Annotated in this window: 12 protein-coding genes; 3 read left to right on the top strand and 9 right to left on the bottom strand. The window is 56.8% G+C overall.

The window, feature by feature from the left end; all coding sequences use genetic code 11:
* Nucleotides 1-91 precede the first annotated feature (91 nt).
* Nucleotides 92-1,300 (top strand): GIY-YIG nuclease family protein, encoded by a 1,209-nt coding sequence (locus GGR27_RS17475; RefSeq protein WP_168039733.1) that lies wholly within the window; start codon nucleotides 92-94, stop codon nucleotides 1,298-1,300.
* 232 nt (nucleotides 1,301-1,532) lie between these two features.
* Here the strand turns inward: GGR27_RS17475 and GGR27_RS17470 are convergent, their stop codons facing one another.
* Entirely contained in the window at nucleotides 1,533-5,171 is a 3,639-nt protein-coding gene (locus GGR27_RS17470; RefSeq protein WP_168039732.1) for an ABC transporter permease/M1 family aminopeptidase, read from the bottom strand.
* Between the two features lie 12 nt (nucleotides 5,172-5,183).
* Nucleotides 5,184-6,074 (bottom strand): ABC transporter ATP-binding protein, encoded by an 891-nt coding sequence (locus GGR27_RS17465; RefSeq protein ID WP_168039731.1) that lies wholly within the window; start codon nucleotides 6,072-6,074, stop codon nucleotides 5,184-5,186.
* A 225-nt stretch (nucleotides 6,075-6,299) separates the two neighbouring features.
* On the opposite strand from GGR27_RS17465, the gene GGR27_RS17460 reads away from it, so the two are divergent.
* Together GGR27_RS17460 and GGR27_RS17455 are read left to right on the top strand one after the other, a co-directional pair.
* Entirely contained in the window at nucleotides 6,300-7,043 is a 744-nt protein-coding gene (locus GGR27_RS17460; RefSeq protein ID WP_168039730.1) for a LytR/AlgR family response regulator transcription factor, read from the top strand.
* Nucleotides 7,040-8,935, top strand: a complete 1,896-nt coding sequence (locus tag GGR27_RS17455) for a sensor histidine kinase (RefSeq protein ID WP_168039729.1) — start codon at nucleotides 7,040-7,042, stop codon at nucleotides 8,933-8,935. The genes GGR27_RS17460 and GGR27_RS17455 overlap by 4 nt, the downstream gene beginning before the upstream one ends.
* An 86-nt stretch (nucleotides 8,936-9,021) precedes the next feature.
* Here GGR27_RS17455 and GGR27_RS20195 read toward each other — a convergent pair whose 3' ends face one another.
* The 7 genes from GGR27_RS20195 to GGR27_RS17435 all read right to left on the bottom strand — a co-directional run bounded on the left by GGR27_RS20195 (nucleotide 9,022) and on the right by GGR27_RS17435 (nucleotide 13,411).
* Nucleotides 9,022-10,374 carry a type I restriction endonuclease subunit R, EcoR124 family gene (locus tag GGR27_RS20195; RefSeq protein WP_406603644.1) on the bottom strand — a complete coding sequence of 451 codons (1,353 nt, stop codon included), beginning with the start codon at nucleotides 10,372-10,374 and terminating at the stop codon, nucleotides 9,022-9,024.
* A 160-nt stretch (nucleotides 10,375-10,534) separates the two neighbouring features.
* Complete coding sequence (locus tag GGR27_RS20190; protein ID WP_245184741.1) at nucleotides 10,535-11,182, bottom strand: DEAD/DEAH box helicase family protein; 648 nt, start codon at nucleotides 11,180-11,182, stop codon at nucleotides 10,535-10,537.
* 30 nt (nucleotides 11,183-11,212) lie between these two features.
* The gene (locus GGR27_RS19895) at nucleotides 11,213-11,380 is read right to left on the bottom strand and encodes a PDDEXK family nuclease (RefSeq protein WP_209037982.1); all 168 of its coding nucleotides are present in this window, start codon (nucleotides 11,378-11,380) and stop codon (nucleotides 11,213-11,215) included.
* 69 nt (nucleotides 11,381-11,449) lie between these two features.
* On the bottom strand, nucleotides 11,450-11,887 hold the full coding sequence (locus GGR27_RS19890) for a type I restriction endonuclease (protein WP_209037981.1): 438 nt from the start codon (nucleotides 11,885-11,887) through the stop codon (nucleotides 11,450-11,452).
* Nucleotides 11,888-12,021: 134 nt separating this feature from the next.
* A complete protein-coding gene (locus tag GGR27_RS17445; RefSeq protein WP_168039728.1) occupies nucleotides 12,022-12,462 on the bottom strand; it encodes a hypothetical protein in 441 nt (146 codons plus the stop codon).
* Nucleotides 12,459-12,896 (bottom strand): helix-turn-helix domain-containing protein, encoded by a 438-nt coding sequence (locus GGR27_RS17440; protein WP_168039726.1) that lies wholly within the window; start codon nucleotides 12,894-12,896, stop codon nucleotides 12,459-12,461. Before GGR27_RS17440 ends, GGR27_RS17445 begins: the two co-directional genes overlap by 4 nt.
* Entirely contained in the window at nucleotides 12,893-13,411 is a 519-nt protein-coding gene (locus tag GGR27_RS17435; protein WP_168039724.1) for a hypothetical protein, read from the bottom strand. The genes GGR27_RS17440 and GGR27_RS17435 overlap by 4 nt, the downstream gene beginning before the upstream one ends.
* Between the last annotated feature and the right edge of the window lie 81 nt (nucleotides 13,412-13,492).

Genomic DNA, 13,492 nt, shown 5'->3' with positions numbered 1-13,492 from the left:
CGCTCCGAGGTCCTGAAATTATTCTTAAAATATAGGACCTTGGAGCGTCCGCAGGTCCTCCAAGCGTCCGGTTAAAGAACAAGGTGTAAAAATGGTCAACAAAAAGGAATTTACTCAAGAAGATGAAGATTTGCTCGCGGAATTAGGCGTAGAAGTCGAAGTCAAACAAGCAAAGAAGTACACCAACAAGGAACAGCGCATCATCGCCGGTTTCGAGGAGATTCAGCAGTTCGTGGAGGAGCACGGTCGCCTGCCCCGCCACGGTGAGGACCTCGACATCTTCGAGCGGCTCTACGCCGTACGGCTGGACCAGATCCGGAAGCAAGAAGTCTGCCGCACGCTACTGGCGGATCTCGACCCCCAGGGCCTGCTTGCCGCAACGAGCGATACAGATTTTACCGTAGCCGACGACCTCGACGATGACGAGTTGTTGGCCGAGTTGGGCGTTACGGACGAACCCGAATCTTCAATTAAGAACCTCCGCCACGTCCGTACCCAGGCCGAGAAAAAAGCCGCCGAGGAGATCGCTAACCGGACGGTTTGTGATGACTTTGATGACTTCCGCCCGCTCTTCGATGCCGTTCAGCGGGAACTGGCCGCCGGCCTCCGGGAAACGATTCGGTTTCACAAAGACGATGGCTATGTACAAACCGATATAGAGGAAGAGCAATTTTTAATTGTCGGCGGTCAAACTGCCTACGTCGCAGAAGTAGGTGAGGTATTAAAAATTACCGCGGGCCAGGAAGATGCGCGTCTGCGGGTGGTCTACTCCAACGGTACGGAAAGCAACATCCTGCGGCGGTCTCTCATCCGCGCTATGTATAAAGATGAGACGAGCCGCTTCATTACGGACGCTGACCGAGGGCCGCTTTTCTCCGGCGACCTGGCCGACGACGACCAGCAGAGTGGTACGGTGTACGTTTTGCGCAGTCAGTCGGACCACCCGACCATCGCGGCCAACCGTGAGGTGATTCACAAAATCGGTGTGACGGGTAATGACGTTAAGAAGCGTGTCGCCAACGCTAAAAATGACGCCACTTTTCTGCTGGCCGGGGTAGAGATCGTGGCAACTTACCAGTTGGCAAACATCAACCGGTTCAAGCTAGAGAAAGTCATCCATAACTTTCTGGAGGCGGCTAATTTGGAAATAGACATTAAAGATCGGTTCGGTAAACCCGTCACGGTTAGGGAGTGGTTTTTGGTGCCCGTCTTTATTGTAGATCAACTCATTGATAAAATAAAGGATGGAACCATCAAGGATTATTACTACAATCCTGAGTCGGCGAGTATTGAACGATAGAAATTGCACACTACTGGATATTTTCAAATCGGACGCTAAAACCCTCGCTACGCTTTAGTTTCGAGACGCCTGAAGGTGCTAACATCCTATTGGAGGACCTTGGAGCGTCCTCGGCCGTGAAGCCGAAGGCGAAATTGTCGAGGTCCTCCGAGCGTCCGGGGGGATTAACTAGTCCCGTACGTAATCGGGGCGACCGCGCAAAATCAGTACCCACCACCACAAGCACCACCGACTACTCCACCACCACCAAATTATCATCCGGCACCCGGTCGATCAGCTTACTGTACGGGTCCACCCCCGCCTTAACCGGCCGCTCGTCCACGGTCACCGTAACCGTCTGGCCCGCGCCGGGCGTAATCCACCGCTTTTCGACGAACAGGGGCTTTTTCTCGGTCATTCCGTCTTCGTTGGTGCCATCTTCGGCGAAAACACCGATCTCGATCAGGTTGCGCCGCGTCGGGCGTTCCAGCTCGGTGCCGTTGCCGTCGTAGCGCACCTTGTCGCTGTCGAAAGTGAGGGTAACGTCGAAGCGGCCGTCGGGGCGCTCGGTCACTACGGCCTTGCGGGCGCGGTTTTCGTAGAGCACGATGCCCTCGAAGCTGTCTTCGAGGAAGTAGCGCAGGGAGTCGGGCGTTGCTTCCTGGATGTAGCCGTACCAGTCCTCCGTGGTGGCGTAGGGTGGGGGCTGGAAGGCGAAGTCGTCCAGAAAGCGGGCGAAGGCGGCGTTGAGGGTATCCTCCCCGATGTAGTCCTGCAGAGCGAACAGAATGGAGCCGCCCTTGCGGTACCAGACGTACGACTGGGTGTCGTTATCGAGCAGCGTTTTCTCGAATTTACTTTCCCCGGCCCGGCCGCTCAGGTACCGGTCGACTTCGTACTTGAGGAACTTGGGCACCACGGCGTCGCCGTACGTTTCCCGCAGTACCATCAACGCGGCGTATTCCGCCATGCTTTCGCTGATCTGGTTGGCCCCGCGGGTGTTGCTCGGCGTGATCTGGTGGCCCCACCACTGGTGGGCGACCTCGTGGGCCGTGACGTTGAAGACATAGTCCGTGTCGTCGGGGTCGGAAAAGTCGGCGTTCCAGCCGAAGCCTTCACTGTAAGGGACCGTGTTAGGGAACGACTGCGCGAAATTGGCGTAACGCGGGAATTCCAGGATGCGCATCTGCCGGTCCTGGTAGGGGCTGAAGTGGCGCGAGTAGTAATCCATGCTCGCCCGCACGCCGTCGATGAAGCGGTCCAGATTGCGGTCGTGGGTGGGGTGGTGGTAAATTTCGATGGCCACCGTATCGCCGTTGTCCCCCCGCCAGGTGTCGCGGGCGACCGCGTAGCGGGCCGAGCTGAAGTTAAAAAAGGCGTCCATCTTTCCTTCCATCTTGTAGTGGTAGTACTTGCGGCCATCCTCCTCCCAGCTCCGTTGGAGGTAGCCGGGGGAAAGGGCGATCTGGTCGGGGGCGGTGCTCACGGTCGCTTCGTAGGTCACGTAGTCGGCGTCGCCGTTGAAGAGCATCGTGTGGCGCGCACGCAGGTCCGAGGTGGGTGGGGAGACGTAGTCTTTGGGCTCCAACCCGTACTTTTTGCGGTCGAGGTCGCTTTCGAGTTCTCCCCCGCCGCTGTAGGCGAAGCCGGAAAACACACTGCCGTTCAGAAACGTCCCGTTGGCCACGACGTCGGAGCCGAAGCCTTCGTTCGGGAAACCTTCGTACGCTACGTCGACGACCATGTCGAGCGTGGCCGTTTGACCGGAGTCGAGCGGTGCGGGCAGGGCGTAGATGCGGTAGCCGAACTTCTTGTCGTTGAGGCTGGGCTCCAGCGTTTTTCCGTTGTAGCGGAGGGCGGTGATGGTTCGTTCGTCGTTTACGCCCGGGCTCAGGTGGAGAGAGTCGATGGGTGCGCCCGTTCGGTTAACGAGCCGGACGTTGGCCTCCAGGTGCGCGCGCCGATCTTCGGGGAACAGGTCGGCGTGGACCACGATGTCCGTAATCTTGGGCTGGTCAATACCGAGATAGTGGCTGTATTTTTTTTCGTAGTCGGCCCGAAATTGCTCGCCTTCCTTAACGGTCGTGTAGGTGTTCTGCACGCTGACGTTGTGGTAAATAAAGGAGCCGGTGGTGATCCAGAGCACGGTCAGCAGCGCCAGCACGGCGAGGTTGGAGCGGGTTATCCGTTGGCGGGCTACGCGCAGGCGCGTCCGGAAGCTATCCTCCGTACCCCGCGCCCAGAAGTAATTGCCGATGAGTAGCAAAATGCTGCCCAGCAGTAGCCAGTACAGGTTAAAGGCGTTGTTACTCGCGTAGAAGTGGCCGAAGCCGTTCATGTCGGAGATCACGTACCCCGGGCGGTAGTTGTACAGCAACAGGTTGTAGTTGATGTCGGCAACGTCGTTGAGCCCGAACAGCAGGACCCAAACGCCGATGGAGATCACGTGGCCCATAAATTTCTTGTTCACCATAATGTGGACGAAGAACGCCAGCATCGCCAGTTGCAGGTAGCGCGGTAGCTCGAATAAGTACAGATCGGTGAGGTAAGTACCGAACTGGTAATCGAAGAAACCCTGGAAGGTCTGGCTCAGCACGCCGACGACCATGACCATGGTCGCCAGAAATACGCTGACCAGGCACATCGCCATAAACTTACCGGCGTAAGTCACCCAGTTTGGAACGGGCAGGGCGTCGGCGATCTGGTCGAAGCCGACGCTGCGGTCGCGGTGCACCACCTCGCCGGTGAAGAAGATGAGGATGATGAAAGCGAAGATGACGTAGGTGCCATTTTTTGCCTCCAGCAGACTGTAAGTCGTGGGTAGGGTGGGGGTGCCGTAGATGCGGTTGCCGAGGAAACCGTCCAGGAAGAGGAACAATATCCCCCCGACGATCATCGCCAGGAAGTAGGGGCTGCGCAGGATGCTCCGGAATTCGATCCAACCCTGCCGGAAGGCCTGGCGGAGGAAGAGGCCGCCACTGAATTGTAACTGAGGAATTGGGAGCCGCGCCTTTTCCACGACGGGCGTTGCCACCATCCCCGGCCCTTCCGGCTTCACCTTGCTCCTGCGTCCGCGCCCACTTAAAAAACGTTGGAAATCGAAGCGGAAAAGCGTGAACAACAACAGCACCGCCGCCAAACCGCCCCAGATCAGGCGGTTGATCAGTAAATTTTCCGAGAGCGGGGCCGTCAGCACGTTCTGCTCCACCGGCGTCCAGTACTTGGTGATGTTACCGAAGGTGCCCAGCGCGAAGGGGTCGAGGATGTCGGTCCAGAACTTGTTCTCGATGTCGGCGGAAAGCGTGAGCGAAACCAGGTAGCCGATGAAGAGCAGCACCCCGCCGACGTAGCTGATGATGACTTTGCGCGACAGGGCCACGAGGGCGAAAAAGAGCGTGCCGGCCAGGATGAGGTTGGGCCAGTAGAACAGCAGCGTGGGCTGGACGTAGTGCCACAGATTGAGCGGGCCGAAGCGCGCGGCCTCCTCGTAACCCAGCGCGGGGCCAAGCAGGTAACCGAGGATGAGCCCCACGTGCAGCCCCAAACTGATGAACAGTAGCCAGACGAGCGACCCCGCGTAGCGCCCCAGCAAGTAGCCGCGCTCGGTGATGGGGTAGGTGAAATAGTAGTGCTGCACCTTGTGCTCGACGTCGCGGTAGACGGGCACGCCCATGACCGCCGCGGCGATCATGATGCCGAAAATGCTGAAGGTGATCAGGGTGCCGGAGACCGAGGCGGCGGAATTAACGAAGGCTTTTTCCGACCCCCCGCCGCCACCGCCGCCCGCTACGGCCAGAAAGGCCCCGAAGATCAACAACAGCCCGAAGTAGGCCCAGGTAGCCGGGCGACGCAGCCGGTAGGAAAGCTCGAAGCGAAAGATTTCAAGAAACATGGCGGGTGGAGCTTAGGCGGTGATGAGTTGGCCTTCGTGGCGCTTGATGTGGTGGAAGTAGACGTCTTCGAGGTCGGCCGCGACGGGCGCGAAACTACCGTCGGGCGCGGCGTCGGCGTAGACGTGGATCTCGGTGCGGCCGGCCTTGAGGCGGGTGGAGATGACGTCCGTGTCCGCCTCGTAAACGGGTAGCTCCGCCTTATCGATCTGTTTGCTCCAGATGCGGCCGCTGACGCCCCGGACGAGCTCGCTCGGGTTGCCCCGCGCGATCACCTGGCCCTGGCTGATGATGGCCATGTTCTCGCAGAGGTTCGTCACGTCCTCGACGATGTGCGTGCTCAAAATGACGATGGTATTCTCGCCGATCTCGCTCAGCAGGTTGTGAAAGCGGTTGCGCTCCGTAGGGTCGAGGCCGGCGGTGGGCTCGTCGACGATGATCAGCCGGGGCTGGCCGAGCAGGGCCTGGGCGATGCCGAAGCGTTGTTTCATGCCGCCGGAGAAAGTACCGAGTTGCTTTTTGCGGTGGGTGGTGAGGTTGACCCGGTCCAGCAGCCCGTCGACGATGGCCCGCCGTTCGCTCCGCACGCCGATGCCCTTGAGGGAAGCGATGTGATCCAGCATGGTCTCGGCCGTGACTTTGGGGTAGACGCCGAACTCCTGCGGCAGGTAGCCCAGTAGCCGCCGGACGCGGTCCTTTTCGCGCAGCACGTCGACCTCGCCGAGCGTGATGCTACCGCTGTCGGCCTCCTGCAGGGTGGCGATGGTGCGCATGAGTGACGACTTGCCCGCGCCGTTCGGACCCAGCAGGCCGAACATCCCGGTGGGGATGGACAGGTTACAGTCGTTGATGGCGTGCACGCCGTTGGGGTAGACCTTGTTTAGGTTGGTGATTTCGAGTGTCATATAGGGGGTGTATGCGTGTGTAGTGGGCTTTAAGATAGAACGAACTGACCAAAAAATTGTGTGAGCGTACCGTAAAGTGAGCCATTACCTGTCGTCTCGGTTGACAAAATCGGGCTTGCGTCAACTACGAAAGGCAAGTCGCCATTCGGCATAGTTTGATGAAGGCTCGGGGGAGTAATGTTTCCGTGGTGTAACAAACAGCACAAAAGATTACTACATTAGCAAATGCCCGAAACAGTCCGAGTGCTCATCGTCGAAGACGAAATGATTATTGCCGCTAAGATCAGTATGCACCTGGAGCAGCTCGGTTACGAGGTAGTCGGCATCCTGCCGCGCGGGGAGGAAGCCGTAGTCCACTGCCGCGCCGCGCTACCGGACCTGCTGCTGCTGGACGTAAACCTGAAGGGCGTCATCGACGGCATCGAAACGGCCAGAATTTTGCAAAAAGAAGGCCTGGAAGTGCCCATCATCTACCTGACCGCCAACGCCGACCAGGGTACGTTCGACCGCGCCAAGTCGACCCGGCCCCGCGCCTTCCTCAACAAACCTTACCGGAAAACCGACCTGGCCCGCGCCATCGAACTGGCCGTGCTCGCCGCCCCCGCACCGTCGTCCCCCGCCGCAAAGTCGCCCACCGAAGAAGCGCACATTCTGACGGACCGCATCTTCGTCCGCCATAAAGAGCGGATGGTCAAGATATTCCTGAAGGACATCCTTTACATCGAAGCGGACCGCGCCTACTGCAAGATCATGACCGTTAATACCGAGTACATGCTGAGTATTGCCATGGGGAAACTAACGGACCAACTGCACAACAATGAATTCATGCGCGTCCACCGCTCCTACGTAATCAATTTAAAAGCGATCGACGAGATCGGGGATAATTACGTGGCCATTGCGGGTAAGGCCATTCCGATTGGAAAATCACACCGGGCGGCGTTTGGCGCGCGGGTTAATTTGATTCGGTGAAGTATTCGCAACCGATTAAATATAATTCATTACCCGGCCGCCGCCGCCGGAGATTGCCCCGCGCCGAGTTCAAGTGCGCACTTGCAACCTGTTTCTTACTGATCGTATGTTTTCTTACCCCGGTCGTGCTCCCGGCCCAAACGGAGGCACCCCGGGGCGTGACGTACGACTCCCTGCAGGGTGAAGCGACGCTGACAATTAAGTCCGGAGACCCCGCCCGGCGCGAACGCACGCATAAGCTACTGAGTGAATGGCACCAAACGAATACGGATAGTTTTCTGCATTACCAAGATTCCATCGTCCACCACGAAGAAGCGTACCTCCTCACCCTGGTCGGCCGCCGGGGCGCTAACGATCTCCTGTCCCGCGGTTGTGAAACGGCGGAAATCTACTGGAACATCGGCCGGGAAGCGGAAGCGGAAGAAATGTTACTGCGGGCCATCAGCCGGGGGGAAACCGACGGCGCGCTTGCGGGCGCGGCTTTTTGCCGGGGCTTGCTCCTCTATTTGTACGACGGTATTCAGGATTCCGTCCGCCACCGGGCGCTCGCCCTGCGCAACGCCGCCTACGTAAATACGACCGAGGACAGCATCCCCCCGGACCTGCTTTTTTCCAACGTCAACGAACTACTTTACGAAGGTTTGTACCAAGAGAGCGTCGACGCCGCGAATGCCGCTATCACGCGCTTTGCCACTTTCCCGCCGGCGGACCGTGATTTGTTGCGGTCTATTTACTCGCTCCGGGGCGACGCGCTGGTTAAACTGGGCCAGCACGACGCAGCCATCCGAAGTTACGAGCGGGCGCGCGAATTGATCCGCGCGATAAAGGGCCCTAAGGCTGGCCGCCAGTACGCCGGTGGTCTTGCGGACGCTCATTACCAGCAACGGGACTACCGGCTCGCGCTGCCACACTACGCCGATTACTTCGCCTACGCGAGGGAAGAATACCAAATCAGCTACGACCTGGACTATCTCTACGCGGGCTACGTAGCGTCCCTGCGCGGCCTGCGGCGCTACCGGGCCGCCGACAGTTTACAGGAGATCAGGTTGGCTAACCTCAAAAACTACCACGGCCAACAAGTCGAACTGCTCACCAAAGCAACCGCCGAGAAATTCGAGACGACGCGCCGGACGAACACCATCGCCACCCAAAGCATCCGTTTGGGGCAGCAGGAACAGACGCAAAAGCTTACTTACGGCATTCTGGTCCTGGCCGTGCTCGGTCTGTGTGGGCTGTATTTTGGCCGGCGTATCAACGTGCGCAAAAACGGTCTGCTCGCCGCCCAGAACGACCGGAATCAGCTGCTGCTCCAGGAGATCCACCACCGCGTTAAGAACAACCTCGAAACCGTGTCCAGCCTGCTCGAGCTCCAGTCCGCCAGCCTCACCGACGAGCACGCCGTGGCCGCCATGCGGGCCAGTCAGAGTCGTGTTTATAGCCTGGGCTTGCTCCACCAAAAGCTCTATCAGGGTAAAAACCTGGCGGCCATCGAAATGAAGGATTACTTCACCAACTTGGCCGAGAGCCTGCGGGAAAACTACGTACCGGATGAGGACATCTCGATTACCGTCGCCATGGAGCCGCTGGAATTAGACGTGGACACGGCCGTGCCGCTGGGCCTGATCGTGAACGAGTTGCTGACCAATGCTTTGAAGTATGCTTTCGTGGGCGCGGGCGCGGGTGCCGTGGAAGTGGGGTTGAGCAAAGTTGGTGACAAAGAATACCGCCTCACGGTGCGGGACGACGGCGTCGGTAAAGACTTCACCGCCGGACCGCAGGGGACGGGGTTCGGTAGCCGGCTGGTTGGTTTGTTGGCCCGCCAGCTGGATGGGGAGTTGCGTGAGGTGAATGATGGGGGGCTGCTTACGGAGTTGACGTTTGGGGAAAGGTGAGCCTTCGGAGGAAAACATATTTGGTCCACCGACGGTCCCTGGATTTAATTTTGCTTTTGCGTAACTGCGCTTCACGTTCCCATTCATCACTCCACCCCATCCTCGAAGATTTCGATCACCTCCAGAATTTTTCCCAATAACCGTTCCGCCACCCCGACTCGCCGCAAAATGCTCGGAGCCGTCTCTAACTCCCCGATCAGTTCTTCCTGCGACGGTTGCTGACCCGAGTAGAAGTACTCATCGATTAACTCCCGCAGCGCCGCGATCGGGATGCCCTCCGCCACGCTGATCCGGTGTAAGTGGGCTTGCTTCCGCTCATCCCAGAACTCTGCGAACGCGGCCTCCGTCTCCGATTCGTTACCCGACGGTGGTAGGTGGTTTTCGATGAATTCTTCGATCAACGCGCGTTTGCTGCGCAACTGAACTTCACCGGCCAGCAGGCTGGTGATCTGCCGCCGCCGCTGCTCCCGGTCGGCCCCGCGCGAACGACTCAGCTCGGCCAGTAATTTTAGGATGTAACGTACGTTGATCCGGTCGCGGCGAATCAACTCCACCTCAAAATCGACCTCGTCGAGAATCGAAACGACCTCGGATTGCTCGCCCTGTCGGACCACCTCATCTTTAAGGTCCAGGTATTTGCTGCGGTAATCGTAGTATTCTTGTTCGGTGATACCGAGGTCGAGCCAACTGAAATCCGCGAAGCTCTGGAGGACGTTGAGCAGCCGCACCAGTGCCCGGAATGCCATCACGAAGGCCAGGTCCGCCTCCTCGTCGACCAAGTCGTCGACGCTGGCCGGGGTGGGGGTGATCGCCCGCAAACGCTCCAGGGCCGTCCGGAAATCATCCGCATAATCCGCGTAGGGCGCCAGGAATACCTGCTCGTCGGCGTTGCGGTCGGAGAACAGCGCCAGCGCATCGTCCGTGGCCGGCTTCAGGTTGCGGAAGGAGACAATTTTCCCCTGGCTCTTATCCTCCGTAAAGATGCGGTTGGTACGGCTGAACGCCTGGATCAGGCCGTGGTGCTTCAAATTCTTATCCACGTAAAGCGTGTTGACCGCCTTAGCGTCAAAGCCCGTCAGGAACATATTGACCACCAACAAAATGTCAATCCGGTCGGCGTCTTTGGCATTTTTGTATTCGCGCCCCTTGATGCGTTTGGCAATATCCTTGCGGTAATTATCGAAGGCCTTGCCATCGGCGATCGACTGCTTCACGCCGAACTGCTCGTTGTAGTGCGTCAGAAAGGTTTCGAGCTTATCGCGGTGGTCGGGCGTAAGCGCGGTGGTCTGATCGTCCACGTCCGGCGCGAAACCGTAGCCGTCGGCGTCCGCACTCGTTGCGTTGGCCTGCCAGGTAAAAATCGTCGCTACCCGCAGATCGTGCTCGCCGGCCTCGTAGCGCCGCCGCAACTCCTCGTAGTATTTAATTAAAAGCGGCACGGAAGCCACCGCAAAAATGGAGGTGAATTTCCGGTGGCTGGTCTTAACGTTGTGGTAGGCCAGGAGGTAATCGAGGATCTTGCTTACCCGGTCGTCCGACTCCAGTAACTCGCGGCGGTTGATGCCCTGCACCTCAATGTCCACGTTATTTCGGCTACCGTTACGCTCGCGGTAGCGGCCAACGTATTCCACGCTGAACCGCAGCACGTTCGCATCCCGAATTGCGTCCGTAATCACGTAGGTATGCAGCCGGCGCTCGAAGAGGTCGAGCGTCGTCCGCTTCCCCAGCATTCCGGCTGGCGTTTTCCTTCAGGATCGGCGTCCCCGTAAAGCCGAATAATTGCGCCTGCGTAAAGTGGTCGCTGATGCGTTTGTGCGTCACGCCGAACTGGGTTCGGTGGCACTCGTCGAAAATGAAAACGACCTTACTTTCCCGTAAATGCTCGATGCGGCTGAGGTAGCGAGGCCGCAGCACGGCGTGGTTCAGTTTTTGGATGGTCGTGACGAGGAAGTCCCGGTTCGGATCGTTCAGCTGGGCGACGAGTTGCTGCGTGTCGCCCGTCCCGTCAACGCTGTCCTTCTGGAAATGATTGAACTCCTTCGTCGTTTGGTAGTCCAGGTTGTTGCGGTCGACCACGAAGACGACCTTGTCCACCTCGTCCAAATCCAACAGCAACTGTGCGGCCTTGAAGCTGGTCAAAGTCTTACCGCTGCCCGTAGTGTGCCACACGTAGCCGTTCCCGTCCGATTCCCGTGCCCGCCGCTGAATTGCTTCGGCGGCGTAGTATTGATAAGGACGCAGTACCATCAGGATCTTCTCCGTCTGGTGGATTACCGTCTACTTGGCGATCATTTTCGAGACGTGGTATTTCTTCAGAAACGCGTCCGCGAACGGCATCAGGTCGCTGATTTTTACGTTGTCCGTCGTGGCCCAGGTAAAGGTTTGGTCGAAGGTCTGCGTCCGGTTATTCGCGTAATATTTAGTATTAACGCCGTTCGAAATCACGAAAATTTACACGAACTGAAAAAGGCCCTCCGCCGCCCGCGGAAAGGTATCCTTGTGGTAGCGATTGATTTATTTGAAGGCCTGTTTTAATTTGATTCCCCGCTTCTTTAATTCTATATGTACGAGCGGTAAGCCGTTGATCAGTAGCGTGACGTCGTAGCGGTTCGTCCGTTTTGATTTAAGCGATACTTGGTGCGTAACCTGGTACTCGTTCTGGCACCACCGGCTGCGGTTAAATAGTTGCAAATAGGCGATCTCGCCGGCGTCGTCGCGGTATTTTACTTTATCCCGCAGCAAGGTGGCGCGGTCGAACACGTTGCCGACTTTGAGGGCGGTGCGGACGCGGCTGAATTCGGCGTCGCTCAGGCGGCGGCCGTTGTGTTTTTCGAGTTGGGTTTTCAGGTTAGCGAACAGGACTCGCTCGTCGGGGATGGTGGCGCGCTCGTAGCCCAGGCCGGTTAGCTGGGTGATTAGCTTGTTTTCTAGTTGTTGTTCGGACTGGGGCATTTGGGGCACGAATCGGCGAAAGCCATATGTTTGAGGAATCCGAAAGGTAGTTGTTTTGGGTGGGCGCTGGCGCGGGTGCGAAGATTTTAGGGGAGGAGCGGAATAAGAAAGTTCCTACGAATTGCAAGGTATAACTACGCCGGCACCTCGGGTTTTGTCTCTTCCATCTCACTCACCATCTGTATTACGTTCACTGGTGGTAAAAAAGCCGAAACAACACTCTGCTGCTGCCGCGCAAACAGATATCCCCTAAGTGTACCAAAAGTAAACGCTCCAAAGTGGACGTGAAGGTCCTGTTCAATATCTATGTAACTACCATCGGGGCTCTCGCGATCTTTCCACGAGTCTTCACCAATTTCAAAACGGCAGGTAAGTGCACATCGAAGAAAGAGGTTGTCATTGTTAAAAAAGTCGGCCGTTACTTTTGTGAAAACTATTCGCTTAGATAAATCGTAACCAAAGGCCAGCCGAAGTGACACACGGCCGGCTTCTCCAGCCCGATAGTGCTCTGGAAAAACGGCGAACTCTTCTTGCCCCGCCCCTATCCATTTGAATGATGCTGGTGATAATTTCATGCTGCCATTGCGTAAGAGGGTGATCCCGCTTCGATAACCGGTTCTTCCTCGACGTCAACGGCTATTGTTGAACCGTAAGAATAGTATTTGGGTGAGAATGCTTGGTTGTCAATTGCCGCTACCTCCTGTATAGCATGAGCTTGTTGGCTGGCATACTGGGCTGGCGTGGCTATAAGGGTAACTTCCAGAGCCGCGGATAATTTTGCGAGTGTCTTCAAAGTAAAGTTATGTCCAGGATTCAACCAACGACTAACCTCAGAAGGCAATTTTCCAAGGGCTTGGGCTAAGTCGTTTTGATTCCAACCTTTTCGTATTAGTTCTTGGTGAATTATCTCAACAATGTCAAAGCCAAGGTCCGTTTTTATCGCTGCCCATTGAGGAATATCAGCAACGATATTTTCCCAAAGCGGGGTAGTAACCAGTGTACGTTTCATAAATAAAAGGTTTCATTCTCAATAATTTCTTCAATGACGGTAAACGTTAGAGGTTTTTGTTCTCCGGCGAGTTGCTCATTCAGAAGAGCCAGTATCTGATTGGCTTCCCTGAAATATTGGGATACATTGGGGCAATGAATGACATCGTTAGTTGTCTTGAGGCCACCATTGCAAAGAATAATTACATCGTCCGGAAGTAGCAGACAGTATAAGCGTAAGCCTAATCCCTTTGCACAATCAACGCTAACCATCAAAGGTCGATGTTTGGCGGGCAAAGCAAATGCCCCATTCTCTGGACGTAGTCGATAAGAGCGTGTGCCACGTTTAGCAAGCTTAGCGATCTGGGCCTCAATCTCCGCAAACCGATCAGCCTGGTCAGGCAGCAATTTTGCTTTGTCGCGAAACTTTTTGTATTCCGGGTCCCCATTCGTACCGGTCTCGTCACCGTACCTAGGCGTGTAGAGCGAAGCATTCTCCGTCCTTAACACCAATTCAAAAGTGACAAATGGATTCACTTATAAGTAAAATTGCAAACGGATGAGGACTGATTAAAGTTCGGCAACTGCTTCGGTTAGGATTTTGACCAAAAATAGGCA

Source organism: Neolewinella antarctica, assembly GCF_011927835.1.
In the GTDB taxonomy this organism is placed as follows: domain Bacteria; phylum Bacteroidota; class Bacteroidia; order Chitinophagales; family Saprospiraceae; genus Neolewinella; species Neolewinella antarctica.
The sequence above is the reverse complement of the archived record's forward strand: the minus strand, read 5'-3'. Positions and strand labels throughout refer to the sequence as shown.